Raw genomic sequence first — 23,762 nt, forward strand, 5'->3', positions numbered from 1 at the left:
CATGCAGGGCACGGTGGCCAGCTACGACGCGGCGACACGCAGCGGTGTGCTGCTGCTCGACGACGGCACCGAGCTGCGTTTTCCCCGGCGGGCGTTCGACGCCTCCGGCCTGCGACTGCTCCGGCTCGGTCAGCGGGTGCGCATCGACACCGATCCCGACGGCGAGGTCGTCCGGGTGACATTGCCGACGATGAACTGAGCTGGCAGGGCCAAGTTCATTTTGCGTTAACCCGAATCGGGTGATTATGAGCGGGTGAGCACCCCTCGCGAGCATCCGGTCACCCCACCCGCCACCGACCCACGCAACGGCACCCGCATTCGCGGCACCGACGGCCGTTTCCGTCCCTCCCGGGCCGAACGGGCCGGCGCCGCCCGCGCCGACACGCTGGCCGACGACCCCGGCGGAGCCTCCTCCGGGTTGGACGAGGTCCTCGACCCTGCCGTGGCGACCCCCGAGACGGACGGCCCGGCGGCCGGCGGCATGCAGCCGACCGCGCCATCAGCGACCGACGACGACGAGTCGCCGGCCCCGCCTCCGCTGCCGGAGGACCGCTTCCTCAACCGGGAGCTGTCCTGGCTCGACTTCAACGCCCGGGTGCTCGCCCTCGCCGAGGACCAGCGCACTCCCCTGCTGGAGCGGGCCAAGTTCCTGGCGATCTTCGCCAGCAACCTGGACGAGTTCTACATGGTGCGGATCGCCGGCCTGAAGCGGCGGCTCTCCGCCGGCCTGCCGGTACGCGGAGGCGACCGCCTCCCCCTGCGGGCGCAGCTCGAGCTGATCGCCGAGCGGACCGCCGCGCTGGGCGCCCGACACGCCGCCTGTTTCGTCGACGACGTGCTGCCCAAGCTGGCCGACGAGGGCATCCGAATCCTGCGCTGGGGTGAGCTGGGCGACGGTGAGCGGGAGCGGCTGCGCACCTACTTCCGGGAGCACATCTTCCCGGTGCTCACCCCGCTCGCGGTGGACCCGGCACACCCGTTCCCGTACATCTCGGGACGTTCGCTGAACCTGGCGGTGGCCGTCCGGGACCCGGACGGCGGTTCCGAACTGTTCGCACGGGTGAAGGTGCCCAACAACGTCCCCCGCTTCGTACGCGTCGACCGGGACCAACCGGGCGTACGGATGCTGCCCGTCGAGGACCTGATCTCGGTACATCTCGGTCAGCTGTTCAGCGGCATGCAGGTGGTCGAGTGCCACCTGTTCCGGGTGACCCGCAACGCCGAGGTGGAGGTCGACGAGGACCGCGACGAGGACCTGCTCCAGGCCCTGGAGCGGGAGCTGGCCCGGCGCCGATTCGGCCCACCGGTCCGGTTGGAGGTCGCCGCGTCGATCTCCGACCACATGCTGGAACTGCTCGTCCGCGAGCTGGACATGGACGACCAGGACGTGCTGCGCGTACCCGGTCTGCTCGACCTCTCCGCGCTCTGGCAGGTGTACGGCGAGGCCGACCGCCCGGACCTGAAGGACCCGCCGTTCGTGCCGGCCACGCACCCCCGGCTCGCCGAGGGTGAGGTGCCGCGCAGTGTCTTCGCCACGCTGCGCGACGGGGACATCCTGGTGCACCACCCCTACCACTCGTTCGCGACGAGTGTGCAGCGCTTCATCGAGCAGGCCGCCGCCGACCCGAACGTCCTCGCCATCAAGCAGACCCTCTACCGGACCAGCGGCGACTCCCCGATCGTCGACGCGCTTGTCGACGCGGCCGCCGCCGGCAAGCAGGTGGTGGTGCTGGTCGAGGTGAAGGCCCGCTTCGACGAGGTGGCGAACATCGGCTGGGCCCGCACCCTGGAACGCGCCGGCTGTCACGTCGTGTACGGGCTGGTGGGGCTCAAGACGCACTGCAAGACCGCGTTGGTGGTCCGGCAGGAGGGCAACCAGATCCGCCGGTACTGCCACATCGGCACCGGCAACTACCACCCGAAGACCGCCCGGCTGTACGAGGACTTCGGCATGCTCACCGCCGACCCGGAGATCGGAGCGGACCTCACCGACCTGTTCAACGTGCTGACCGGCTACAGCCGGCAGACGGCCTACCGACGGCTGCTGGTGGCCCCGCAGGGCATCCGCAGCGGGCTTATCGAACGGATCGAGCGGGAGATCGCGCACGTCCGGCTCGGCATGCCCGGCCTGGTCCAGTTCAAGGTCAATTCACTGGTCGACGAGGGCGTGACCGACGCGCTCTACCGTGCCTCCCAGGCCGGCGTCCACGTCGACCTGCTGATCCGGGGGATGTGCACACTGCGTCCGGGGGTGCCGGGCCTGTCGGAGAACATCCGGGTCCGCTCGATCCTGGGCCGCTTCCTGGAGCACTCCCGCATCTTCCGGTTCGGCAACAACGGCGAGGCGGAGTTCTGGATGGGCTCGGCGGACCTGATGCACCGCAACCTGGACCGGCGGGTGGAGGCGTTGGTGCAGGTGAGCGATCCGATCGCCCGGGCCGAGCTGGACCACGTGCTGACCGCCGCGATGAGCCCGGACGTCGACGCGTTCGAGCTGGCCGGCGACGGCACCTGGACCCGGCGTACCGGCGGCGACGAGGCGGCCCGCGTACATCTGCAGGAACTGCTGCTGCGCCGCGTCGGTGGCACGGCCGGCTGAGCGATCACCGCATAGGCTGAGCTGATGCTGGAGGAGGAGCAGAAGTACGAGGTGGACGACACCTTCGTGCTGCCCGACCTGTCCGCCAGCGCACCGACCGGTGGACGGGTCCGGGCGCTGCCGCCCCTGACGCTCGTCGCCCGCCATCTCGACACTGTCGACCTGCGGCTGGCCCGGGCCGGGGCGGCCCTGCGCCACCGCGACGGTGACGAGCTGCCGTGGACGGTGAAGCTGCCCACCGGCACACCCGGCGTCCGGCACGAGATCTCCCGCCCCGGACCGGCCGGGCAGCCACCGCCGGAGCTGGTCGAGCTGGTCACCGCGCTGCACCGGGGTGCGCCGCTGGCACCGGTCGCGGTGGTGCGTACCGTCCGGCACGCCCACGAGGTGTGCGCCGAGGACGGCACGGTGCTCGCCGAGGTGGTGGACGACCGGGTGCGCGTCCTGGACGACGCCGGTGCCACCACGGGCGCGTTCCGCGAGGTCGAGGCCGAGCTGAAGGCCGGCGACCGCGACCTGCTGGGCCGTGTCGGCGAGGTGCTGCGCGACGCCGGGGCGCGGGCCGGCGCGTTCACCCCGAAGCACGTACGGGCGTTGGGGGCGGCCGCGCGGGCCGAACCCGACCTGGTCCCACCGGGCGGGCTGGCCGACGACCCGAGCGCCGGCGCGGTGGTCACCGAGGCGGTTCGCAAGGAGGTACGCCGCCTGCTGACGCACGACCCGCTCGTCCGGCTGCGCGGCTCGACCGAGGGCGGCGACAGCCCCGTACACCAGATGCGGGTGGCCTGCCGACGGCTGCGGAGCGACCTGCGGACCTTCCGGCCGCTGGTACGACGGAATTGGGCCCGTCCCCTGCGCGACGAGCTGCGCTGGCTGGCCAGGGTGCTCGGCGAGGCGCGCGACGCCGAGGTGCTGCGCGACCGGCTGCGACGCACCGCGACCGCCGACCCGCTCAGCCCGCTCGACATGGACGCGGTCGGCCGGCTCGACGACGCGCTCGCGCAGCGGCAGCGACGGGCGCTCGCCGCCATCGACGAGGCGCTGCGCTCGCCGCGCTACCTGGCCCTGGTGGACGCGCTGGTGCTGGCCGCCCGCGCGCCCCGGCTCACCCGGCGGGCGGCCACCCCGGCGGCCCGGACGCTACCGAAGCTGGTGGCCCGCCCGTGGCGGCAGCTCACCGGCCCGGACGGCGTCGACGGTCTCGACCCCCTCGCGCCCGACGACCGCTGGCACGCCGTCCGCAAGGAGGGCAAGCAGGCCCGGTACGCGGTCACCGCCGTACTCCCCGCGGTCGGCAGGGACGCCCGCCGGCTGGCCCGCACGCTGGCCCGGGTGCAGGACGTGCTCGGTGAGCACCAGGACGCCGCGGTGGCCGCCGAGACCTGGCTCTTACTCGCCGCCGAGCGGCCGGACGACCACGAAGTGGCGGTCACCGCCGGACGGCTGGCCGAGCGGGAACGCGACACGGTCCACCGGATGCGGGCCCGGTTCCCGGACGCGTGGCACCGGGCAACCCGGCGACGGCAGACCAGATGGCTGCCGTGACGGGCATCCGGGCCGCCGGCGGGGTCTGCTGGCGGCCGACCGACGACGGCGTACGGGTCTGCGTCGTGCACCGCCCGCGCTACGGGGACTGGACGCTACCCAAGGGCAAGTTGGAACCGGGCGAGCACCCGCTCGTCGCGGCGGTCCGCGAGGTGGCCGAGGAGGCCGACGTGCGGGGCGTACCGCAGGTGCGGCTGCCGTCGGTGCGCTACCGCAGCGAGGGCCAGGCCAAGCTGGTCGACTACTGGTCGATGCTCGCCGTCGCCGAGGGCGGCTTCCAGCCGGGCACCGAGGTCGACGACATCCGGTGGCTGACCGTCGACGACGCGATCCGACTCGTCAGCTACCCGCACGACGTCGAGGTGCTGGCCGCGTTCGCCACCGTGCCACCGGTGACCGCGACTGTCGCGCTGGTGCGGCACGGGCACGCCGGCAAACGGGCCACCTGGACCGGGCCGGACACCGCCCGTCCGCTCGACGACGAGGGGTGGGCCCAGGCGTACGCGCTGGCCCCGCTGATCGCCGTGGTCCGGCCGGCCCGGCTGCTGTCGGCCTCGGCGCGCCGGTGCGTGCAGACGCTGGACCCTGCCGCCGCACTGCTCGACCTGCCCATCGAGGTCTGCGGCGACCTGGACGAGCCGCAGCCCGGCCAGCAGCGCGACGAGCGGGTGCTGGCCACCGCCGCCCAGCTGCTGGAGCTGGGCTGCGCCGGCGGGCAGGTGGCGGTGTGCAGCCAGGGCAAGGTGCTGCCCGGCGCGTTGGAGCGGCTGACCGGCCGCGCCGACGAGGACTTCACCACCCCGAAGGGCGGCGGCTGGCTGCTCGCCTTCGGCGGCGACAGACTGCTCGCCACCGACCGCCTGTGACGCGCCGACCGCCTGTGACGCCCCGACCGCCACACCGGGGCGTTGGGCGGCGCAGGATCACCGGGGTCAGGTTCCGCTGACGCCGGGTGCGTCAGCGCGGCGGCAGCGCGACGGTCACCGCCACCGGCAGGTGATCGCTGGCCTCGCCGCGCGGCGCGACCGGGTCCGTCGCCGTCAGTCCGGGTGAGACGAAGACGTGGTCGATCTGCTCCCGGGGGTCGTCGGCGGGGCTCGTCGCCAGCGGTCGGGAACCCGCCAACGCGTCCACCAGGCCCGCCGCCGTGAACTGCCCGAACGCCTCGTCACCCGGCTCGGTGTTCAGGTCACCGGCCACGACGAGTGGCCGTCCCGCCGCGTACCCCGTGGCGAAGTCGGCGACCGCGCGGGCCTGGACCACCGGCCCGCGCCCGGGCGGTGGTTGCAGGTGGGTGCTCACCACTGCGGCACGTACGCCGTCGCCGAGGTCGAGTGTCACGGCGAGGGCCTGCGCGCCGGTGGGCGCCCCGACTGCCGGCAACGGCAGGGACTTCGGCTCGGTGACCGGCCAACGGCTGAGCACCGCGTCACCCCACACGAGCAGGGCCAGCACGGTCACCACAGCCGTGGCCGGCAGTGGCGCCAACGGTCCGGGGAGCCGGAGGTGGGTGGGACGGGCCGCCAGGGCCACGGCGGCGACCACCCCGGCCACCACCACCGGTACGGCGGCGTTGGGGTAGCCGAGGTCGTAGGCGGAGTAGTAACCGACCGAGCCGAGCACGAAGACGAGCATGCCGCCGGCCACGGCGTAGCCCCGGCGGGCCACCGCCCGCCGGCCGTCGTCGGCCTCCTGGGCAGGGTTCCGGTCGGGTCCGTCCGTGGCGGCGGTCTCGGGCCCGGCGACGTCGTCGGTGACGGCGAGGCACGCGCCGAGGCCGACGGCGCTGAGCAGCATGGCCACGACCAGCAGGTCGCCACTGTCGAGGGCGAAGAGCACCGCGCCCGCCAGCAGGGCCGCCGGCCCGAGCGGTCGGGCCCACCGACGGTTCGGACCCGTCAGCGCGGCCAGCAGGAATCCGCCGACCGCCACCGGCACCGGCGCCAGACCGAAGAGCGGTGAACGGGCGACAGACCCACCCGCTTCCAGGTACGACATCCCGGCCTGCGCCAGCGCCGGAGCGAGGGCCACCATGCCGGACAGCAACAGCGTCGGCCCGAACAGCAGCCACGATCGGGCGCCGGCGCGGCCGGGCGGCGCGGCGGGCAGGGCCGCGTCGAGCAGGAACAGCGCCACCGCGACGCTGCTCAGCAGCCACGCCACCCAGCCGCCACGCCAGACGAGGTCGTAGGTGTCCAGTAGCGCGTGACCGACGGCGTTGACCGCCAGCCCGAGCGCCAACCCGGGCACCGGGCGGTCGGTGCCGGCGGCGACGCCGACCAGCCACACCAGCCCGGCCAGCAGACCCGCGGTGGCCAACCAGAGCTGGGGACGACCGCCGGGAGTCGCGGTGAGTGCGAGACGGGCCACGGCCAGCGCGACGGCCGAGACGACGGTCACCGGGCGGGCACCGACCCGGCGGACCAGGGCCGGCACGAAGGGGGAACCGGCACGGCGATTCTGCGCGTACGACCCGACCCGGTCAACGGTCCCGGCACGCGCAAGGGGCGCCCACCACGCGGGTGGACGCCCCTTGGCTGGCCGTCGGTCAGCGCTTGCTGGCCGCCTTCTTGGCCGGAGCCTTCTTCGCAGGCGCCTTCTTCGCCGCCGTGCTCTTGCTCGTCGCCGCCGCGGTGGTCTTCTTCGCCGTGGCGGACTTGGCCGCGACGCTCTTCTTCGCCGGGGCGGTCTTCTTGCTGGCGACCGTCTTGGTCGCCGTGGTGGTCTTGCTCGCCTTGGCCGGGGCGGTCTTCTTGCTGGCCGCCGTCTTGGTGGCGGTGGTGGTCTTGCTCGCCTTGGCCGGGGCGGTCTTCTTGCTCGCCGCCTTGGTGGCGGTGGCCTTGGTGCCGGCCGTCTTGGCCGTTGCCTTGGTGGCGGCGGCCTTGGTGCCGGTCGCCTTGGCCGTGGTGGTCGCGGTCTTCTTCGCCGCCACCGTGGCCTTCGGCACCTTGCCGCTGGCCACCATCTCCTTGAACCCGGCGCCGGGACGGAAGGTCGGGACGGATGTCTTCTTGACCTTCACCGCCTCGCCGGTACGCGGGTTGCGCGCTGTTCGTGCGCCACGCACACGCTTTTCGAATGCTCCGAATCCGGTGATCGCCACCTTCTCGCCCTTGGTGACCGCCGCCTGGACCTCAGTGAGGACCGCGTCGAGCGCGGCCGTCGCCGTCTTCCGGTCCCCCAGGCGAACGGCGAGCGCCTCGATGAGCTCGGCCTTGTTCACGACTTCCTCCCGATTGTGCAACTGACTCGACGCGAGCCATTCTGCGCGCACCGTATGCCCTGTAGTGCCTGGACACAAACATTCGGCGGAAAAAAGCCCTTGTGTCGTAACGGATTCGCCCCCACCGGTTGGACCGGTGGGGGCGAAATCCGATGTGGGGGTGGGCGTACGGCTATGCCACCGAGGGCAGGAACGGCTGTCGGGTCGCCTCGTAGGAGTCGATGTCAGCGGCGTGTCGGAGGGTGAGTCCAATGTCGTCCAGGCCCTCCAACAGCCGCCAGCGGCTGAAGTCGTCCAGCGGGAACGACCAGGTCGCATCCCCTGCCCGGAGCTGTCGGGCGGTCAGGTCGACGGTCACCGGTGTCGTCGGTTCGGCCTCGACGAGATCCCACAACTCCTCGACGGCTTTCAATTCCAACTCGACCGGCAGCAGGCCCTCCTTGAGCGCGTTGCCGCGGAAGATGTCACCGAAGCGCGGGGCCACCACCGCACGGAAGCCCCAGTCCCGCAGCGCCCAGACGGCGTGCTCCCGCGATGATCCGGTGCCGAACTCCGGTCCGGCGATGAGGATCGACGCCCCGGAATAGGATTCATCGTTGAGCACGAATGACGGATCTTCCCGCCACGCGTTGAACAGTCCGTCGGCGAAACCGGTGCGGGTCACCCTCTTGAGGTACACGGCCGGGATGATCTGATCGGTGTCCACGTTGGACCGACGCAGTGGCACGGCCGTACCGGTGTGGGTGGTGAACTTGTCCATCTCGTCGGTCCCTTCTACAGGTCGGCGGGGGCGGCCAGCCGGCCGACCACGGCGGTGGCGGCGGCGACCGGCGGGGACACCAGATGGGTACGTCCGCCCCGGCCCTGCCGGCCCTCGAAGTTGCGGTTGGAGGTGGAGGCGGAGCGCTCGCCCGGCTTGAGCGTGTCGGGGTTCATGCCCAGGCACATCGAGCAGCCGGCGAACCGCCATTCCGCGCCCGCGTCGGCGAAGACCTTGTCCAGCCCCTCGGCTTCGGCGGCCTCCCGCACCGCGGCGGAGCCGGGCACCACGAGCATCCGCACCCCGTCGGCGACCCGGTGACCGCGCAGCACGTCGGCGGCGGCCCGCAGATCCTCCAGGCGGCCGTTGGTGCAGGAACCCACGAAGACCACGTCGATGGGCAACTCCCGCAGCGGCGTGCCGGGGCGCAGATCCATGTACTCCAGGGCCCGGCGGGCGGCGGCGCGCTCCGCGTCGGTGACGAACTCCTCCGGGTCGGGCACCGGCGCGCTCAGTGGCGCGCCCTGCCCCGGGTTGGTGCCCCAGGTGACGAACGGCGTGATCCGGCTGGCGTCCAGCGTCACCTCGGCGTCGAAGCGGGCGCCCTCGTCGGTGGGCAGCGTCCGCCACCAGTTCAGCGCCGCGTCCCAGTCGGCGCCCTGCGGCGCGTTCGGCCGACCCTTGAGGTACGCGAAGGTCGTCTCGTCCGGCGCGATCATGCCGGCCTTGGCGCCCCACTCGATGGACATGTTGGCGATCGTCATCCGCCCCTCCATGGAGAGGTTGCGGATCGCCTCGCCGCGGTACTCCACGATGTGCCCGCGGCCGCCGCCGGTGCCCACCTGGGCGATCAGCGCGAGCACCAGGTCCTTCGCGGTGACACCCGGCGCGAGCTGGCCGGTGACGTTCACGGCCATCGTCTTCGGTCGGCTCTGCGGCAGCGTCTGGGTGGCCAGCACGTGCTCCACCTCGCTGGTGCCGATGCCGAAGGCGAGCGCGCCGAACGCGCCGTGGGTGGCGGTGTGCGAGTCGCCGCAGACGATCGTCATGCCCGGCTGGGTGACGCCGAGCTGCGGGCCGATGACGTGCACGATGCCCTGGTTGTCGTCGCCGAGCGGGTGCAGCCGTACCCCGAACTCGGCGCAGTTGCGGCGCAGCGTCTCGATCTGCGTACGCGACGTCGGGTCCGCGATGGTGAGCAGGTCACCGCGGCGGAGGCGGAACGCCGGATCGTCGTACCCGGTCGGGGTGTTGTGGTCCTCGGTCGCGAGGGTCAGGTCGGTGCGACGCACCCGGCGCCCGGCGAGCCGGAGCCCGTCGAACGCCTGCGGGCTGGTCACCTCGTGCAGCAGGTGCAGGTCGATGAAGAGCAGATCCGGCTCACCAGCGGCGGACCGTACGACGTGCGCGTCCCAGACCTTCTCGGCCAGGGTCCTCGGCTCAGGAGTGACTCCCACCATCTGGACATCCTAAATTCTGGGAGGTAAGTTTCGGCTTGTGGGACACAGTATGAGCGGTGTCGGCGTTCTCGACAAGGCGGTGGTCATCCTGGCCGCCTGTGTCGACGGCGCCAGCCTGGCCGAACTCGTTGAACGCACCAAGCTGCCCCGGGCCACCGCGCACCGGCTGGCGCAGGCCCTGGAGATCCACCGGATGCTGGTCCGGGACACACAGGGCCGTTGGCGCCCCGGGCCTCGGCTCGGTGAGCTGGCCAACGCCGCACCGGACGTCCTGCTGACCGCCGCCGAGCCCCTGCTCGCCGCGCTACGCGACGCCACCGGTGAGAGCGCCCAGCTCTATCTGCGCCGCGCCGACGAGCGGATCTGCGTGGCCGCCGCCGAGCGGGCCAGCGGCCTGCGGGACACCGTCCCGGTGGGCTCGGTGCTGCCGATGACCGCCGGTTCGGCGGCCCAGATCCTGCTCGCGTGGGAGCCGCCGGAGGCGGTGATGCCGCTGCTGCCCCGCAGCAAGTTCACCGGCCGCACCCTGGCCGAGGTGCGCCGCCGAGGCTGGGCACAGAGCGTCGCCGAGCGGGAGGCGGGTGTGGCGAGCGTCTCCGCCCCGATCCGCGACCGCACCGGCCGCGTGATCGCCTCGATCAGCATCTCCGGCCCCATCGAACGCCTCGGCCGCCGCCCCGGCGAACGCCACGCCATGGCCGTCGTGAGAGCCGGCCAACGCCTCTCCGGCCTCTAACCCCCCCTACCCCCTACCCCCCCTACCCCCCCTACCCCCCTACCCCCCCCACCCCCCGTTGATCATGAAGTTGTTGTCCCGACACGCCGACGCGGGTGGCAATAGCTTCATGATCAACGGGGCGGGCCGGGCGAGGGCCGGACCCGAGGGCTGGGTGGGGATATGGAGAAGGCTCACCTCGCGGGGCGAGGTGAGCCTTTGGTTGTAGCCCCGACCGGATTCGAACCGGCGCTACCGCCTTGAGAGGGCGGCGTCCTGGGCCGCTAGACGACGGGGCCAGAACTTTCCTGTTCACCACCCTTGCGAGCGGTGCGGCTTGTAGTCTAGCGGCACCGTGCGCGAAGGCGAGAACCGGGTACGGGCAACAGCCGTGGGTGAGAGTGGCCAAGATCGACTCGGGTTCCGTGAACTCGGCCCATCAGCCGGCTCAGGACACCACGGTCCCATGCAAGCCGAGTCGATCAAGCCAGGCCGCAGCAAGCCAGGCCGCAGCAAGCCAGGCGGCGGACACGAAACAGCCCGCCTCACCGCAGTGAGACGGGCTGTGCACGATGTAGCCCCGACCGGATTCGAACCGGCGCTACCGCCTTGAGAGGGCGGCGTCCTGGGCCGCTAGACGACGGGGCCAGAACAACTTTTCGCTCCCCCACCCTCGTCGGGCGGAGGAGCTGCACTCCACCGGAGACCACTCTCCGCCCCCGCAGGGACGGAGCCGATCTCCGTCAGAATCCAGCGTCCGGGATTCTCGCGAATCCCAGCTGCGCTGGGGTACCAGGACTCGAACCTAGACTAACTGAACCAGAATCAGTCGGGCTGCCAATTACCCCATACCCCATTGGCCCCTTGCGGCGCCGGGAGTGAACATTACCCTCCCGGTGCCAGCAGGCCAAATCCGATCCCCCCGAACCGCCCTTGAGCTGCGGAAACAGGGGCATCGAACCGATCAGGCGACGGGGACCACCGGGTTGCTGAGCTCGCCGATGCCCTCGATCCGCACGGTGACCGTATCCCCCTCGACGAGCGGGCTAACCCCCGCCGGGGTGCCGGTGAGCACCACGTCTCCGGGCAGCAGCGTCATCACGTGCGAGATGTACGACACGAGGCCGGCAACGTCGAAGACCATGTCCTTCGTCCGGCCGAGCTGACGTACCTCCATCTCGTCGGGGTTGCGACCCACCTCACACCGGATCTCCAGGTCGGAGACGTCGAGGCCGGTGGTGATCCAGGGGCCGATCGGGCAGAACGAGTCGAAGCCCTTGGCCCTGGTCCACTGCCCGTCCGAGCGTTGCAGGTCCCGGGCGGTCACGTCGTTGGCGCAGGTGTAGCCGAAGATGGCGCGTTCGGCGGCGGCCCGGTCGGCCCGGCGGGCGCCCGGCGCGCCGATCACGACGGCCAGCTCGGCCTCGTGCTCGACCTGCTTGGAGAAGATCGGCAGCCGGATGGCGTCGCGGGGGCCGATCACCGAGGTGGACGGCTTGAGGAAGAGCAACGGCTCCTTGGGCACCTCGTTGCCGAGTTCGGCGGCGTGGTCCGCGTAGTTGCGGCCCACACACACCACCTTGCTCGGCAGGATCGGCGAGAGCAGTCGTACGTCGGAGAGGGCCCAGCGGGCCCCACTGAAGGAGAGCTGGCCGAACGGGTGACCCTCGATCTCGGCGATGGTCAGGCCCTGCGGCCCGGCCTCCGGTTCGCCCTCGACGGCACCGAACGACATTCCCTTGGCATGAGCGAAACGAGCGATACGCACCCGGCCAATCTAGCCCCGCCGAGGCGTCCACCGGCCCCAACGGCGGGCCGGTGTGCGCAACCCGTCAGCGGCGGCGGCACCCTACCCCTCTTCCGGGTGGCCGGGGCGGGATTCCGCGCTTCGTACCCGCACGGAGGCCGGACGGCCCTAGCGTCGGCTCCGGAGGTTCGTTCGTATGCCTGCATCGACACGACACCACAGAGCCCTCGCAGTGTTCGTACACTGTCTCGGCATCCTCGCCGCCGTGCCGGCCCTGCCCGCGGCGGCCCCGGAGGCGGCGGCCGCGCCACGACCAGCGGCCGTCACGACGCCACCGGCCGCGCCACCGGCCAGAGCCGCGCCACCGGCCGCGCCACCGGCCAGAGCCGCGCCACCGCCCAGAGCCGCGCCGCTACCCACGACCGGGCCGACGGCGGTCGGACCGGCGATGGCGGTGGCGGTGGCCGCACGGGCGACCAGCGCGGAACCGACCCCGCCCTCGGCGCCACCGGCGGTGGCACCACCCTCACGGGCACCCGCTCCGGCGCCCCCGCCTCCGGTCACGGTGGCGGTCGCGCCGGAGAGCAGTCCGGCACCGCGCTACCGGATCCACGTCCGCAACGTGGGCAACTCGCCCGTCGACACCACCGTGCGTCAGGAGCTGCCGTCCGGCTCGTCGGCGACCGCGATCAGCGCGGGCGGCCAGTCCAGTCGCTCCGGCGGGTCCAGGGCCGAGGTGACGTGGCGGTTGCGGTTGCCCGCACACAGCAGCACGACGCTGGGCACGGCCCTGACCGCGACCGCGCCGGGCCAGCCGCTGACCGCGCCGGCCTGCGCGTTCACCAGTGACGGCACCCGGCCGTACGACTGCGCCACCGCCACCTGGCAGGCGGCGGGCGCCGCTCCGGCGGCCGAGGTCACCGAGGCGCCGCCGTGGCGGCGGTACCCGGTGCTGCTGGCCGGCCTGGGGATTCTGCTGCTGATCAGCGCCGTCGTGGCCTGGGTGTGGCGTCGACGACGCGGACGAGGACGACGGGTGACCGCCGCCGCCCTCGCCGACGGGGCAACGGACGGTGGCCGCGGAACGATCTACCCGCGCCCGGCGACGCCGAGCCCGAGCCGACGTCGGCGTACGCCGCCGGGCTGGCTGCTGGTCGGCGCGGCGGTGGTGGTCCTGGCGGGTGTGGTCGGCACGGCCGGTTGGACGGCGACCCGACAGGTCTCGTCGATCGACACCCAGAAACAGCCGACCAGCGGCGCGTGGCGGGGCACCGGGGTTTCCGGCCCGATGGGCATGCCGCTGCGGGAGTCCGCGTTCGAGTTCACCGTCTACCGGATGACGTGCGGCGCGGCGGGGAGCGCGGCCACCGCCCAGGGGGCCAGCGCGCCGCCGCCGGGTGCGCGCAGCTGTCAGGCCACCGTGGGTGTGCGCAACCTCACCGGCGCCCAGCAGCCCTGGCACGGCCAGTTGCAACGGGCCTACCTGCCCGGCAACCGGTGGGTGAGCACGGACGAGCCGGCCACCCGGGCGGCCAACCTGGGCCGGGACGTCTTCGCCAACCCGGTGGCCGCGGGCAGTCGGGTGGTGCTCCCGCTGGTCTTCACCGTGGACGGGCAGGACCCGCCCCGGCAGCTGGAGCTGCGCAGCGGGGTGTTCTCCGCCGGCGTCCGGGTGCAGATGCCCTGACCGGCGAGCGGGCGGCGGTCGTACCCTGGGGTCCGTGACCGCCGCCCTCGCCCCCGCCGTGCTCGACGTGGCGACCTGGCAGGCCCGCCGCCGGGCCCACGAGGAGCGGTTGGACGTCTGGCTGACGCCGCACCTGGCCCGCCGACGTCGTGGTGAGCGGCATCCGGTGGAAGACTTCCTGTTCACCTACTACTCGCACCGGCCGGCGCAGCTCCGCCGCTGGCACCCCGGCGCGGGGGTCGAGCTGCGCGACGCGGATCCGACCGAATTCGGTCGGGACTACCGCGCCACGTCCGTCGGGGCCACCCTCGACACCGAGGGAGTACGCGTCAGACGCGGCGAGTCGATCGCGTGGATCCGTTCGCTGCTGGGGGCCACGGCGGGCCGAGCGCCGCACTTCGGCTGCTTCGGGATGCACGAGTGGGCGATGGTGTACCGGCAAACCCGCGAGGAGTTACGCCACAACGCCTGGCCGCTGCGGCTGGCCCCGGAGCGGACCGCCGAGGTCGTCGAGGAGCGCGGTGTGCGGTGCAGCCACTTCGACGCGTACCGCTTCTTCACCCCCTCCGCCCGGCCGCTGAACCTGCTCAACCCGACCCGCGAGACGCAGCACGTGAACGAGCAGCCGGGCTGCCTACACGCCAACATGGACCTCTACAAGTGGGCGTACAAGCTGTCGCCGCTGGTGCCGTCCGAGCTGGTGGCGGACTGTTTCGAGCTGGCCCGCGACATCCGCACGCTGGACATGCGGGCCAGCCCGTACGACCTGGCGGCGCTCGGTTGTCCGCCGGTGCGGGTGGAGACGCCGGAGGGTCGGGCCGAGTACGTCACGGCGCAACGCGGGTTCGCCGACCGCGCGGCAGTGCTCCGCGACCGTCTGCTCGCGGCGGTCCCCTAGGCTGGCCGATGTCGGCGCCGCACCGGACGTACGCGCGGGGGTGTTGTCAGCGCGGGTTCCCCGCGAGCATCCCTGACCTGGTAAATGCGACGGCCCCCGGCGCGAACCGGGGGCCTGTGTGTAGTGCCGGTCAGGCCGCGTCGTGGGTCTTCGCCATGTCGACGAACGCCCGCCACGCTGCCGGGCTGAAGGACAACGTCGGGCCTGCCTGGTCCTTCGAATCCCGGACGCCAACGACGCCGGGCAGAGTGTCGGCGACCTCCACGCAGTTGCCGCCGTTCGTGCCGGACTTCGTCGACTCACGCCAACGGGCGTGGGTCATGTCCATGTCTTGGCCGTCGCCTTGAGCAGGTCTAAAGAAGGTCTGCGGGGGAGCGCGTCGCGGAGGATGGCTTCCCACGTCTTTTGAAGCGTAGCAATCTCGCCCGCGCCACTTCGCCCTGAGCACCTGGCGAACCGCCGACCGGCTCGTGCTGATCCGTCGACGTGACATTCGGTGCGCTACTCGCCGTCGACGCGGCGGTCGCGCTTGCGCTGCGACTGGCGCTTCTTCTCGGCCAATCGGCGCTCCTTCGCACCCCGGGACGGCCTGGTCGCGCGACGCGGCGGCGGGGGCGGGGCGGCAGCCTCGCGCAGCAGCGCGAGCATCCGCTCGCGTGCCGCCTCCCGGTTGGCGAGCTGCGCCCGGTGCTCGCTGGCCGCGATCGTCAGCACACCGTCGACCAGGCGGTTGGCGAGACGCGCCAACGCCCGCGCCCGCAGCGACTCGGGTACGGCCGGGGAGTTGGCCAGGTCGTAGCTCAGCTCGACCCGGGAGTCCGCCGTGTTCACTCCCTGCCCACCGGGGCCGGACGAGCGGGAGAAACGCTCCCGCAGTTCCCCGGCGGGGACGACCCACCGGTCGGTCACCCGCAGTCCGTCGTCCACGCCCCGAGGCTAGCCCGCCGCCGGTCGTGCCGGGTCACCGGCGCGAAGGCTCACTCTGCGTCGTGGACGAGGTGGGGGCCGGGCCGGCGGCCTCGTCGTCCGAACCGACCGCGGCGTACGCCACGGCGCCGAACAGCAGCAACCCGACCACCGCGGCCTTCACGGCGACCCCGCGGATCAGCAACCACGCGCCGCGGCGAGCGCCGGGCACCGAGTTCTTCGCGGTCCGGTAGTCGGTCCACCCGCGTCGTGCCCGGGCGTACGCCGACCCCACCGCCCATCCGATGACCAGGCCCACCAGCAGGAGGACCGTGAGAAGAGGACGCTCCACCCGAGTCAGTATCCATACCGAGCGTCATATTTCCATGGTCCGATGACATCGGGCCGGATATCCGACACTGGCGGCGGCCGCAGGGCCGTTCGGGCAGGTCAGCCGCCCTTGCCGATGATCGTGTCGGCGGTCCGCTGCACCTGCTCGATCGGGATGGCGAAGCCGATTCCGATCGAGCCGTTCCCGTCGATGGTGGCGATGGCCGTGTTCACTCCAACCACCTCGCCCCGGGCGTTGACCAACGGCCCGCCCGAGTTGCCGGGGTTGATGGACGCGTCGGTCTGCACCGCGCGGTGCCGGTTGTTGCCCAGCCGCACCTGGCGGTCCAGAGCGCTGACGATGCCCGCGGTGACCGTCCCGGACAGACCCAGCGGTGAACCCACCGCCAGCACCGGCTCACCGACCCGGGTGGCACCCGGCTTGGCCAGCGGCAGCGGGGCGAGCCCGGCCGACGGTGGCACCTTCAGCACCGCCAGGTCACTGCGCGCCTCCCGACCGACCACCTCGGCTTCGTACCGCCGGCCGTCGGGCAGTTCCACGGTCACCGGTCCCCCACCGCCCTTGGCCAGGATGTGGTCGTTGGTGACGAGGTGCTGCTGGTCGTCGATGGCGAAGCCCGAGCCCGTCGCGGACGCGCCGTTCGCGCCGCCGGCGAGCACCGACACCACGCCGGGCACGGTCCGCTCGGCGGCGGTGACCAACTCCGCCGGCACCGGCGCGGCGGATGCCGCCGCCGGCCCGGCACCGCCGTCCCGGCTGGCCACCACCCCACCGGCCAGTGCGCCCGAGACAGCCGAGACCGCCACGACCGCCAGGGCGGCGAGCAGCCGGCCGGAGCGCCGCCCGCCGGGGTTCCGCCCCGAGCCGGGAGCGTCCCACCACCCTCGCCCGTCCGGATCGAGGTCCGGTGAGATGAACCAGGGACCGCGCGGTTCGCCCAGTCCGGTCTGCACTGCCATGCGTACTCCTCACGGTCGACGTCTGCTGCGGGTCAGGGCAGTCGGGAGAACCAGCGCATCGAGCCGGCGGCGGCGCCCATAGCGAACACCAGCCCGAGGCCGATGAACCGCGCCGAGACGTCCTGGCGTTCGGTGCGGTAGCCGACCGAGCTGCCGATGTCGTCGTAGACGGCGCGCAGCTCGTCGATGGTGCTGGCCTCGTGGAACATCCCGCCGGTCTCGTCGGCGACGGCCCGGAGCGTCTGCCCGTCGACCGGCACCTGGATCGGCCGTCCGCCCCGGTCCACGAACCCCGACGGCGTACCGAAGGAGATCGCGTGCACCGGCACCTTCGCCGCGACCGCCTCCGCCGCCGCTTCCATCGGGTCCATCCCCGACGTGTTGGCCCCGTCGGAGAGCAGGATGATCCGGGCCGGCGGTGGCTCCTTCGCGGCCTCGCTGTCCAGGCTCTTGACCGCGCCGAGCGAGGTGTTGATGGCCTCGCCGATGGCGGTGCCCTGCACACCGGTCACCCCCTCGGCGAGGCGGCCGATGCCCTCGTCCAGGGCGTCCCGGTCGGTGCCGGGCGGCACGAGGACGGCGGCGCTGCCAGCGAACGCGACGAGCCCCACGTTGAACTCGTCCGGCAGGCCGTCGACGAACCGTCGGGCCGCCTGCTTCGCCGCCGCGAGCCGGTCCGGCTCGACATCGGTGGCGAGCATCGACGTGGACACGTCGACGGCCACCATCACGGTGGCGCGCTCGCGGGGGACCCGGACCTCGGCGGAGGGCCGGGCGAAGCCGACCACCAGCAACGCCAGCATGGCCAGGAACAGCCCGGCGGGTACGTGCCGTCGCCAGGCGGGACGTTCGGGCGCCACCCGGTCGAGCAGCCGCAGGTTGGTGAAGCGGACGGCGTACCGCGCACGTCCCCGCTGCATCACCAGGTACGCGACGACCAGCGCGAGCACGGCGACCAGCAGCCACAGCCGCAGTGGGGACTCCCAGCTCACGCGGCACCTCCCCGGGCGGCCCCGGCTGGCGCGGCGGCCATCCGCCGTTGGGCGTGCACGTGACGGACGATGTCCGCGCTGGCATCGCGGTCGGTACGCAGGGCCAGGTGTGCCGCCGCGCTCCGGCGCAACGACTGCCGGACCTGGTCACGCTGGGCGGTGGCAGCCGCGGCGTAGCGCTCCCGCAGTCGGCGGTCCGATGTGCACACCTCGCGGCGACGGCCGGTCTCCGGGTCGACGAGCGTGATCAGGCCGACGTCGGGGAGTTCCAGCTCGCGTGGGTCGGTCACCTCGATCGCCAGCACCTGGTGACGTGCGGACAGCCGGCGCAGCGTCCGCTCCCAGGGCGGCGGCTCATTCGGGTCGTCCGGCAGACCGTCGAGGAAGTCGGAGACCACCACGACGAGGCCGCGCTGGCGGGCCACCCGGTGCAGGGCGTCGAGCCCGTCCGCCAGCTCCGGCGCCGGTGGGGGCGCCGTCGACCGCCGCCCCGGCCGACCGGTGGGCGCGGTCGCACGCGGGGCCGTCAGCAACGTCCGCAGCAGACCGAGCAGATGGGTACGCCCGCTGCGGGCCGGAAAGCGTCGTACCCCGTCGGCACCTAGCACCTGGGCGCCCAACCGATTGCCGACGCCGCCGGTCAGGAAACCGACCGCCGCCACCGCGGTCACCGCCAACTCCCGCTTGTCCAGCTCCGCGGTGCCGAACTCCATGCTGGCGCTGGAATCCACGAGCAGCCAGGTCGTCAGTTCCCGATCGGCGTCGACCTGGCGGACGTGCGGCACAGCGGTCCGGGCCGTCACCGCCCAGTCCATCCGGCGAACCTCGTCCTCCCCCGGCCGGTACTCCTTGCTGCCGGCGGGTTCGCTGCCCGGCCCGGGCAGCAGGCCGCGGTACTGGCCGTGCAGCAGACCGTCGAGTCGCCGGGTGACGGTCAGTTCGAGTCGGCGCAGCCGCTGATCGGGAGTCAGCTCGGCCAGGCCCGGGTCGGGCGACGTGCCCGCCGTCGTACGGCTGGCGCGTCTCATGCCGCCGCCAGGTCGGGCGTCTGCTGCGGGTGCCCGGCGGCCAGCCGGGGCGGGGGCACCGCCTCCACGAGCCGCCGGACGATGCTCTCCGCCGAGACCCCGTCGGCCACGGCGTCGAACGACAGCACCAACCGGTGGGACAGCACGTCCACCGCCAACTCCCGGACGTCTTCGGGCAGCACGTACTCCCGTCCGCGCAGCAGCGCCTGCGCCCGGGCGGCGGCGACCAGGCCCAGCGTGGCCCGGGGACTGGCGCCGTACGCGAGCAGCGGCGCGATGTCCGCCAGGCCGAACCGGCCCGGGTCGCGGGTGGCGAGGATCAGCCGGACCACGTACTCGGCCAGGGCGTGGTGGACGAATATCCGCTCGGCGGAGGCCTGCAACTCCTGCAGCCGTTGCGGGTCGAGCACCTGCCGCGCGCGGGGCCGGTCGCTGCTCATGCGGTAGAGGATCGCCAGCTCGTCGGCGTCGCTGGGGTAGTCGACGACCACCTTCATGAGGAATCGGTCGCGCTGCGCCTCGGGGAGTTGGTAGACCCCCTCGGACTCGATCGGGTTCTGGGTGGCCAGCACCAGGAACGGCGTGGGTACCGGCCAGCTGCGCCCGCCGATGGAGACCTGCCGTTCCGCCATCGCCTCGAGCAACGCCGACTGGACCTTGGCCGGTGCCCGGTTGATCTCGTCGGCCAGCACCAGGTTGGCCATGATCGGGCCCAGCTCGATGTCGAAGGTCTCCTTCGACGCGCGGTAGATCCGGGTGCCCACGATGTCGGAGGGGACCAGGTCCGGCGTGAACTGGATCCGGGAGAAGGTGCCGCCGACGACGGTGGCGAGGGTCTGCGCCGCCAGGGTCTTGGCCACCCCGGGCACGCCCTCCAGGAGGCAGTGCCCGTTGGCGATCAGTGCGGTGAGCAGGCGCTCGACGAGCCGATCCTGCCCGACGATCACGCGTTTGACCTCGAAGAGGGTCTGTTCCAGCTCGACGCCGGTCGGCTCGGGATCGACCGAGGTGGGCATGCTGGCCAGGGTGTCCGAGATGTCCGTCACGGTGCTTGCTTCCCGTGCCGAGGCCCCGACAAACGTCGGATTGTGCGGCCCGGACCGGCCCGGAGCACCCGCAACGGGCACGGGCCGCGCGAAAGGGTGACGAGCGACGCGAGCCGGTCGCGGAGGGCGAAATCGCCCCGGGCCGGCCCGACGGCACGACGCGGGTCGGTCAGCGAGGCGGGTGCGGGTCATCCCGATCGCCCGGGGAGCCGGACGGGTGGAGTCCACGCACGATCCGGCCCCCGCACAGGATGCGCGGGGGCCGGCCGGTCGGTTCGGTCAGGGTGTGTGGGTGAGCAGCGTGAAGCCCAGGTCGGTCGGCGTACCGGCCGAGTTGCGGGTCTGGACGAACACCGCGTTCGGGGTGCTCAGCCGCGGGGCGACCGAGACCTCGCCGGCCGGCGGGATGCAGCAGGCGTCGGACCGCGAGATCGTCGCCAGGAAGGCGCCGGCCGAGACGGTGTAGCCGAACTGCACCTCGTACTGGCCGGGGCCGTACTTGAGCACGGTGCCCGTGCCCCGGGCCTTGGTGCCGTTGGAGTTGACGACTGTGAAGACGGTGGTGGCCGCCAGGGTGGTGGCGTTGCCCGACTTCAGCGCGGCCTTCGCCTTGCGGGCCGACTCGGCCGTGACGGGCGGCTGGCTGTCCGTGCTGCGCGCCGCCGCCGGCTGGACGGACGCCTGCGGCGCCTTCGCCGACGGCTGGGCGACGGCGATGCCCCCACCCGCGAGGGTGAGCGCCGCGACGGCGAACGTGATCGCCGCCGCCTTACGTCGGAAGGATGTACTCATGACAGGTCCCCCTTGTGTGACCGTGCGAATTCGGCCGACCCGCGGGGCGGGACGGATAACTGCCAACAATGGCAATTACGGTTGATTCTCCGGTGATTTACACCCGCTCTGAGCTGCTGTTACTACTCAGAGTTGCGTCGTTTCAACCAGATGGAACGTAGCACCGTAAAAAGCCGCAGGTCAATAGTTGATCTCGCATTATCGGCCTGTCATCAAACCGTCAGTTAATCGTGAGAAGTGAACGCGAGACCATTCACATAATTGCTCGGAAGCGGGACCGCTAGGCTGACCGACATGATCGTCACCGGCGGCCCGTCCACGCCGACCCGCCGCCGGACGCTTATCGGCACACTGCTCTGCTGGGTGGCCGTCGGGCCCACGGCCGTCTGGGCCGCCGTACGCCTCACCGGGCTGGACCGGGGACCACTGGTGCAGGCGCTCGCGTTCACCCCGTACGTCGCCGGGTGGAGCGTGCTGGCCCTCGGGCTCAGCGTCGCGCTGCGGCGTCGGTGGCCGGCGGCGGTCGCGTCCCTGGCCGCGGTGGCGCTGCTCGGCGTGGTCGCTCCCCGGGCGCTGGCCGCGCCGCAGCCGACGGTGGCGGGGCCGACGATCCGGCTGCTCACCGCGAACCTGCTCGCCGGCTCCGCCGATGCGGCGACGCTCGTGGACCTGGTCCGCCGGCACCGGGTCGACGTGCTCACCGTGCAGGAGTTCACCCCCGACGCGCAGGCCGCGCTGGACCGGCTCGGGCTCGATCGACTGCTACCCAACCGGCAGCTCAACGCACAGGTCGGGACGCCCGGCTCCGGGCTCTACTCGCGCTGGCCGATCAGCGACGTCGGTGTCCGCAACAACCGCGGCGGCTGGGGATTCAGCCAGGCGTACGGCACCCTGGCGGTCCCCGGCGGGCCACCGGTCCGCGTCGAGTCGGCCCACCCCTCGGCGCCGTACGCGTTGGACCAGGTCGACGCGTGGCGCACCGACCTGGCCGCCCAACCGCCGGCCACCCCGAACGGTGGCCTGCGGATCCTCGCCGGCGATTTCAACTCCACCCTGGACCACGGGCCGCTGCGGGCGCTGCTGCGCACCGGTTACGTCGACGCCGCGGACGCGACCGGGAAGGGACTGACCGGCACGTGGGGCCCGTACGACGGCGACCTCATACCCCCGGTCACGATCGACCACGTGCTTGTCGACCGCCGCATAGCTGTCCAAGAGGTCACGGTGCTGCCTCTCCCCAAATCCGACCACCGCCCCGTCCTGACCACCCTGAGGCTCCCCACCCCCTGACCCCGTCGATCTTGCACTTTGTGTCGCCACATGACGGACAAAGGCCGCGTGACGTTGACACAAAGTGCAAGATCGCGGGGGTGGGTGGGGATCAGACCGTGGCGGGGGCCAGGCCGTAGGTCAGGGCGTCCACCAGGGCGTGCCAGCTCGCCTCGACCACGTTGGGGTGCACGCCCACAGTGGTCCAGTCCCGGCCGGCGCCGTTGGCGGTCTCCAGCAACACCCGTGTCACCGCGCCGGTGCCGTGGCTGCCCTCCAGGATGCGCACCTTGTAGTCGGCCAGCTCGAACTCGCGCAGCTGCGGATAGTGCCGGGCCAGCCCCACCCGCAGCGCCTCGTCCAGCGCGTTCACCGGGCCGTTGCCCTCGGCCGTGGCGATGATCCGCTCACCGCGTACCCGGATCTTCACGGTCGCCTCGGAGACCACGGAACCGTCCTCGCGGTGCTCGACCAGCACCCGGTACGACTCCAGGGTGAACGGCCGCGCCGGGCCGCCCTCGGGGAGTTCGGAGCGGACGAGCAGCTCGAACGAGGCGTCGGCGGCCTCGAAGGACCAGCCACCAGCCTCCAACTCCTTGACCCGCTTGGTGACCCGGGTCAGCGCCTCCGGACGGTCGGCCAGGTCCAGGCCGAGCTCGCGGCTCTTGAGCTCGACGCTGGCCCGGCCGGCCATCTCGGTCACCAGGATCCGCATGTCGTTGCCCACCACCGACGGGTCCACGTGGTTGTAGAGCAACGGGTCGACCTTGATCGCGCTCGCGTGCAGCCCGGCCTTGTGGGCGAAGGCGGCGGCCCCGGCGTACGCCTGGTGGGTGTCGGGGGCGATGTTGGCGATCTCGGCGATGGCGTGCGAGACCCGCACCATCTGCTCGAGGCAGCCCTCCGGTAGGACCGGCATGCCGAGCTTGAGTTGGAGGTTGGCGACGACGGCGAAGATGTCGGCGTTGCCGGGCCGTTCGCCGTACCCGTTGGCGGTGCCCTGCACGTGGCGGACACCGGCCTCGACGGCGGCGATCGTGTTGGCCACGGCGCACGCGGTGTCGTTCTGCGCGTGCATGCCGAACAGCGCGGGGTCGACGCCGAGGCGCTCGGTCAGGTCGTGGATCGCGGCGGTCACCTGGGACGGCAGCATGCCGCCGTTGGTGTCGCAGAGGACCATCCGCTCGGCGCCCGCGGCGAGCGCGGTCTGCACCACGGCGGCGCCGTACGCCGGATCGTGGCGGTAGCCGTCGAAGAAGTGCTCGCCGTCGACGAAGACCCGGCGGCCCTCGGAGACCAGGTGGCTGACGGTGTCGTGGATCATCGCCAGGTTCTCCGCGCCGGTGGTGCGCAACGCGCGTTCGACGTGGCGGATGTCGGCCTTGGCGACCAGCGCGACGGCCGGGGTCTGCGCGTCCAACAGGCCGCGCACCTGGGGGTCGTCGGTGACCGCGACACCGGCCTTGCGGGTGGCACCGAACGCCACGAGCACGGCGTGACGCAGCGTCAGTTCGGTGCGGGCGCGACGGAAGAACTCGGTGTCCTTGGGCACCGCGCCCGGCCAGCCCCCCTCGATGAAGCCGACGCCGAACTCGTCGAGCAGCCGGGCAACCGCCAGCTTGTCGACCACCGAGTAGGTGAGCCCCTCGCGCTGGGCGCCGTCGCGCAATGTCGTGTCGAAGACCTGGAACGTCATCAGGATCCTTTCTCGGAGCAACAAAAAGACCTCCCGCGGGATGCGGGAGGTCTGCGCGCTCGGCAGAGGGGAGAGCCGGCGCGCTAGG

22 protein-coding genes, 3 tRNA genes and 1 pseudogene are annotated in these 23,762 nt (G+C 72.5%); 8 read left to right on the top strand and 18 right to left on the bottom strand.

All coding sequences use genetic code 11. The features are described from left to right. Position 1: 1 nt before the first annotated feature. The 4 genes from ACGFH9_RS16180 to ACGFH9_RS16195 are packed head-to-tail and all read left to right on the top strand — an operon-like array spanning position 2 to position 5,010. Entirely contained in the window at positions 2 to 199 is a 198-nt protein-coding gene (locus ACGFH9_RS16180) for a cold-shock protein (protein WP_355232987.1), read from the top strand. A gap of 54 nt (positions 200 to 253) precedes the next feature. Next, complete coding sequence (locus ACGFH9_RS16185) at positions 254 to 2,599, top strand: RNA degradosome polyphosphate kinase (protein WP_393219542.1); 2,346 nt, start codon at positions 254 to 256, stop codon at positions 2,597 to 2,599. A gap of 24 nt (positions 2,600 to 2,623) precedes the next feature. Continuing rightward, positions 2,624 to 4,144: a CHAD domain-containing protein gene (locus tag ACGFH9_RS16190; protein WP_393219545.1), complete on the top strand. Its 1,521-nt coding sequence runs from the start codon at positions 2,624 to 2,626 to the stop codon at positions 4,142 to 4,144. Continuing rightward, positions 4,132 to 5,010 carry an NUDIX domain-containing protein gene (locus tag ACGFH9_RS16195; RefSeq protein ID WP_393219548.1) on the top strand — a complete coding sequence of 293 codons (879 nt, stop codon included), beginning with the start codon at positions 4,132 to 4,134 and terminating at the stop codon, positions 5,008 to 5,010. Before ACGFH9_RS16190 ends, ACGFH9_RS16195 begins: the two co-directional genes overlap by 13 nt. A 91-nt stretch (positions 5,011 to 5,101) precedes the next feature. Here the strand turns inward: ACGFH9_RS16195 and ACGFH9_RS16200 are convergent, their stop codons facing one another. The 4 genes from ACGFH9_RS16200 to leuC all read right to left on the bottom strand — a co-directional run bounded on the left by ACGFH9_RS16200 (position 5,102) and on the right by leuC (position 9,587). Beyond that, on the bottom strand, positions 5,102 to 6,580 hold the full coding sequence (locus ACGFH9_RS16200; RefSeq protein ID WP_393219550.1) for an endonuclease/exonuclease/phosphatase family protein: 1,479 nt from the start codon (positions 6,578 to 6,580) through the stop codon (positions 5,102 to 5,104). Between the two features lie 112 nt (positions 6,581 to 6,692). Further along, the gene (locus tag ACGFH9_RS16205; protein WP_393219553.1) at positions 6,693 to 7,367 is read right to left on the bottom strand and encodes an HU family DNA-binding protein; all 675 of its coding nucleotides are present in this window, start codon (positions 7,365 to 7,367) and stop codon (positions 6,693 to 6,695) included. 172 nt (positions 7,368 to 7,539) lie between these two features. Continuing rightward, entirely contained in the window at positions 7,540 to 8,127 is a 588-nt protein-coding gene (gene leuD / locus ACGFH9_RS16210; RefSeq protein ID WP_393219555.1) for a 3-isopropylmalate dehydratase small subunit, read from the bottom strand. 14 nt (positions 8,128 to 8,141) lie between these two features. Beyond that, a complete protein-coding gene (gene leuC / locus ACGFH9_RS16215) occupies positions 8,142 to 9,587 on the bottom strand; it encodes a 3-isopropylmalate dehydratase large subunit (protein ID WP_355232980.1) in 1,446 nt (481 codons plus the stop codon). Positions 9,588 to 9,636: 49 nt separating this feature from the next. Between leuC and ACGFH9_RS16220 the strand changes: the two genes are divergently transcribed. Then, positions 9,637 to 10,323, top strand: coding sequence for an IclR family transcriptional regulator (locus tag ACGFH9_RS16220; protein WP_091671614.1), 687 nt, complete (start codon positions 9,637 to 9,639; stop codon positions 10,321 to 10,323). 205 nt (positions 10,324 to 10,528) lie between these two features. Here the strand turns inward: ACGFH9_RS16220 and ACGFH9_RS16225 are convergent. The 4 genes from ACGFH9_RS16225 to ACGFH9_RS16240 form a co-directional block, all read right to left on the bottom strand. Beyond that, a tRNA-Glu gene (locus tag ACGFH9_RS16225) sits at positions 10,529 to 10,601 on the bottom strand. Between the two features lie 276 nt (positions 10,602 to 10,877). Continuing rightward, positions 10,878 to 10,950 (bottom strand) — tRNA-Glu (locus ACGFH9_RS16230). 136 nt (positions 10,951 to 11,086) lie between these two features. Next, a tRNA-Gln gene (locus ACGFH9_RS16235) sits at positions 11,087 to 11,158 on the bottom strand. 108 nt (positions 11,159 to 11,266) lie between these two features. Continuing rightward, positions 11,267 to 12,070, bottom strand: a complete 804-nt coding sequence (locus tag ACGFH9_RS16240; RefSeq protein WP_234591312.1) for a fumarylacetoacetate hydrolase family protein — start codon at positions 12,068 to 12,070, stop codon at positions 11,267 to 11,269. A gap of 175 nt (positions 12,071 to 12,245) precedes the next feature. Here ACGFH9_RS16240 and ACGFH9_RS16245 point away from each other — a divergent pair, with 175 nt between their 5' ends. After that, positions 12,246 to 13,736, top strand: coding sequence for a hypothetical protein (locus tag ACGFH9_RS16245; protein WP_393219559.1), 1,491 nt, complete (start codon positions 12,246 to 12,248; stop codon positions 13,734 to 13,736). 34 nt (positions 13,737 to 13,770) lie between these two features. Continuing rightward, a complete protein-coding gene (locus tag ACGFH9_RS16250; RefSeq protein WP_393219561.1) occupies positions 13,771 to 14,634 on the top strand; it encodes a 3-methyladenine DNA glycosylase in 864 nt (287 codons plus the stop codon). Positions 14,635 to 14,764: 130 nt separating this feature from the next. Here ACGFH9_RS16250 and ACGFH9_RS16255 read toward each other — a convergent pair whose 3' ends face one another. The 9 genes and pseudogenes from ACGFH9_RS16255 to ACGFH9_RS16295 form a co-directional block, all read right to left on the bottom strand. Beyond that, complete coding sequence (locus ACGFH9_RS16255) at positions 14,765 to 14,962, bottom strand: DUF397 domain-containing protein (RefSeq protein ID WP_393219564.1); 198 nt, start codon at positions 14,960 to 14,962, stop codon at positions 14,765 to 14,767. Beyond that, positions 14,953 to 15,069: pseudogene (locus tag ACGFH9_RS16260) on the bottom strand (XRE family transcriptional regulator); the annotation flags it as partial. The gene ACGFH9_RS16255 and the pseudogene ACGFH9_RS16260, both read right to left, overlap by 10 nt. A gap of 66 nt (positions 15,070 to 15,135) precedes the next feature. Beyond that, complete coding sequence (arfB, locus tag ACGFH9_RS16265; protein ID WP_354858732.1) at positions 15,136 to 15,561, bottom strand: alternative ribosome rescue aminoacyl-tRNA hydrolase ArfB; 426 nt, start codon at positions 15,559 to 15,561, stop codon at positions 15,136 to 15,138. 34 nt (positions 15,562 to 15,595) lie between these two features. Further along, entirely contained in the window at positions 15,596 to 15,892 is a 297-nt protein-coding gene (locus ACGFH9_RS16270; RefSeq protein WP_393219567.1) for a hypothetical protein, read from the bottom strand. 98 nt (positions 15,893 to 15,990) lie between these two features. Continuing rightward, positions 15,991 to 16,851 (bottom strand): S1C family serine protease, encoded by an 861-nt coding sequence (locus tag ACGFH9_RS16275; RefSeq protein ID WP_393219570.1) that lies wholly within the window; start codon positions 16,849 to 16,851, stop codon positions 15,991 to 15,993. A 32-nt stretch (positions 16,852 to 16,883) separates the two neighbouring features. Then, the gene (locus tag ACGFH9_RS16280) at positions 16,884 to 17,843 is read right to left on the bottom strand and encodes a VWA domain-containing protein (protein ID WP_393219573.1); all 960 of its coding nucleotides are present in this window, start codon (positions 17,841 to 17,843) and stop codon (positions 16,884 to 16,886) included. Continuing rightward, positions 17,840 to 18,871 carry a DUF58 domain-containing protein gene (locus ACGFH9_RS16285; RefSeq protein ID WP_393219576.1) on the bottom strand — a complete coding sequence of 344 codons (1,032 nt, stop codon included), beginning with the start codon at positions 18,869 to 18,871 and terminating at the stop codon, positions 17,840 to 17,842. Before ACGFH9_RS16285 ends, ACGFH9_RS16280 begins: the two co-directional genes overlap by 4 nt. Further along, the gene (locus ACGFH9_RS16290; RefSeq protein WP_393219578.1) at positions 18,868 to 19,917 is read right to left on the bottom strand and encodes an AAA family ATPase; all 1,050 of its coding nucleotides are present in this window, start codon (positions 19,915 to 19,917) and stop codon (positions 18,868 to 18,870) included. The genes ACGFH9_RS16285 and ACGFH9_RS16290 overlap by 4 nt, the downstream gene beginning before the upstream one ends. A 279-nt stretch (positions 19,918 to 20,196) precedes the next feature. Next, entirely contained in the window at positions 20,197 to 20,709 is a 513-nt protein-coding gene (locus tag ACGFH9_RS16295; protein WP_393219580.1) for a hypothetical protein, read from the bottom strand. A gap of 294 nt (positions 20,710 to 21,003) precedes the next feature. Here ACGFH9_RS16295 and ACGFH9_RS16300 point away from each other — a divergent pair, with 294 nt between their 5' ends. Then, the gene (locus tag ACGFH9_RS16300) at positions 21,004 to 21,999 is read left to right on the top strand and encodes an endonuclease/exonuclease/phosphatase family protein (protein ID WP_393219583.1); all 996 of its coding nucleotides are present in this window, start codon (positions 21,004 to 21,006) and stop codon (positions 21,997 to 21,999) included. Between the two features lie 91 nt (positions 22,000 to 22,090). Here ACGFH9_RS16300 and cimA read toward each other — a convergent pair whose 3' ends face one another. After that, on the bottom strand, positions 22,091 to 23,674 hold the full coding sequence (gene cimA, locus ACGFH9_RS16305) for a citramalate synthase (protein ID WP_393219586.1): 1,584 nt from the start codon (positions 23,672 to 23,674) through the stop codon (positions 22,091 to 22,093). Positions 23,675 to 23,762: the final 88 nt, after the last annotated feature.

Origin of the sequence: Micromonospora sp. NPDC049102 (assembly GCF_043197485.1) — a bacterium.
Taxonomy (GTDB): Bacteria; Actinomycetota; Actinomycetes; order Mycobacteriales; family Micromonosporaceae; genus Micromonospora.

Bases quoted from the DNA above. Each gene is read 5' to 3' on its own strand.
- ACGFH9_RS16180 (WP_355232987.1), top strand. From the start codon at position 2: ATGCAGGGCACGGTGGCCAGCTACGACGCGGCGACACGCAGCGGTGTG.
- ACGFH9_RS16190 (WP_393219545.1), top strand. From the start codon at position 2,624: ATGCTGGAGGAGGAGCAGAAGTACGAGGTGGACGACACCTTCGTGCTG.
- ACGFH9_RS16195 (WP_393219548.1), top strand. From the start codon at position 4,132: ATGGCTGCCGTGACGGGCATCCGGGCCGCCGGCGGGGTCTGCTGGCGG.
- leuD (WP_393219555.1), bottom strand. From the start codon at position 8,127: ATGGACAAGTTCACCACCCACACCGGTACGGCCGTGCCACTGCGTCGG.
- leuC (WP_355232980.1), bottom strand. From the start codon at position 9,587: ATGGTGGGAGTCACTCCTGAGCCGAGGACCCTGGCCGAGAAGGTCTGG.
- ACGFH9_RS16220 (WP_091671614.1), top strand. From the start codon at position 9,637: ATGAGCGGTGTCGGCGTTCTCGACAAGGCGGTGGTCATCCTGGCCGCC.
- ACGFH9_RS16245 (WP_393219559.1), top strand. From the start codon at position 12,246: ATGCCTGCATCGACACGACACCACAGAGCCCTCGCAGTGTTCGTACAC.
- ACGFH9_RS16255 (WP_393219564.1), bottom strand. From the start codon at position 14,962: ATGGACATGACCCACGCCCGTTGGCGTGAGTCGACGAAGTCCGGCACG.
- ACGFH9_RS16275 (WP_393219570.1), bottom strand. From the start codon at position 16,851: ATGGCAGTGCAGACCGGACTGGGCGAACCGCGCGGTCCCTGGTTCATC.
- ACGFH9_RS16285 (WP_393219576.1), bottom strand. From the start codon at position 18,871: ATGAGACGCGCCAGCCGTACGACGGCGGGCACGTCGCCCGACCCGGGC.
- ACGFH9_RS16295 (WP_393219580.1), bottom strand. From the start codon at position 20,709: ATGAGTACATCCTTCCGACGTAAGGCGGCGGCGATCACGTTCGCCGTC.
- ACGFH9_RS16300 (WP_393219583.1), top strand. From the start codon at position 21,004: ATGATCGTCACCGGCGGCCCGTCCACGCCGACCCGCCGCCGGACGCTT.
- cimA (WP_393219586.1), bottom strand. From the start codon at position 23,674: ATGACGTTCCAGGTCTTCGACACGACATTGCGCGACGGCGCCCAGCGC.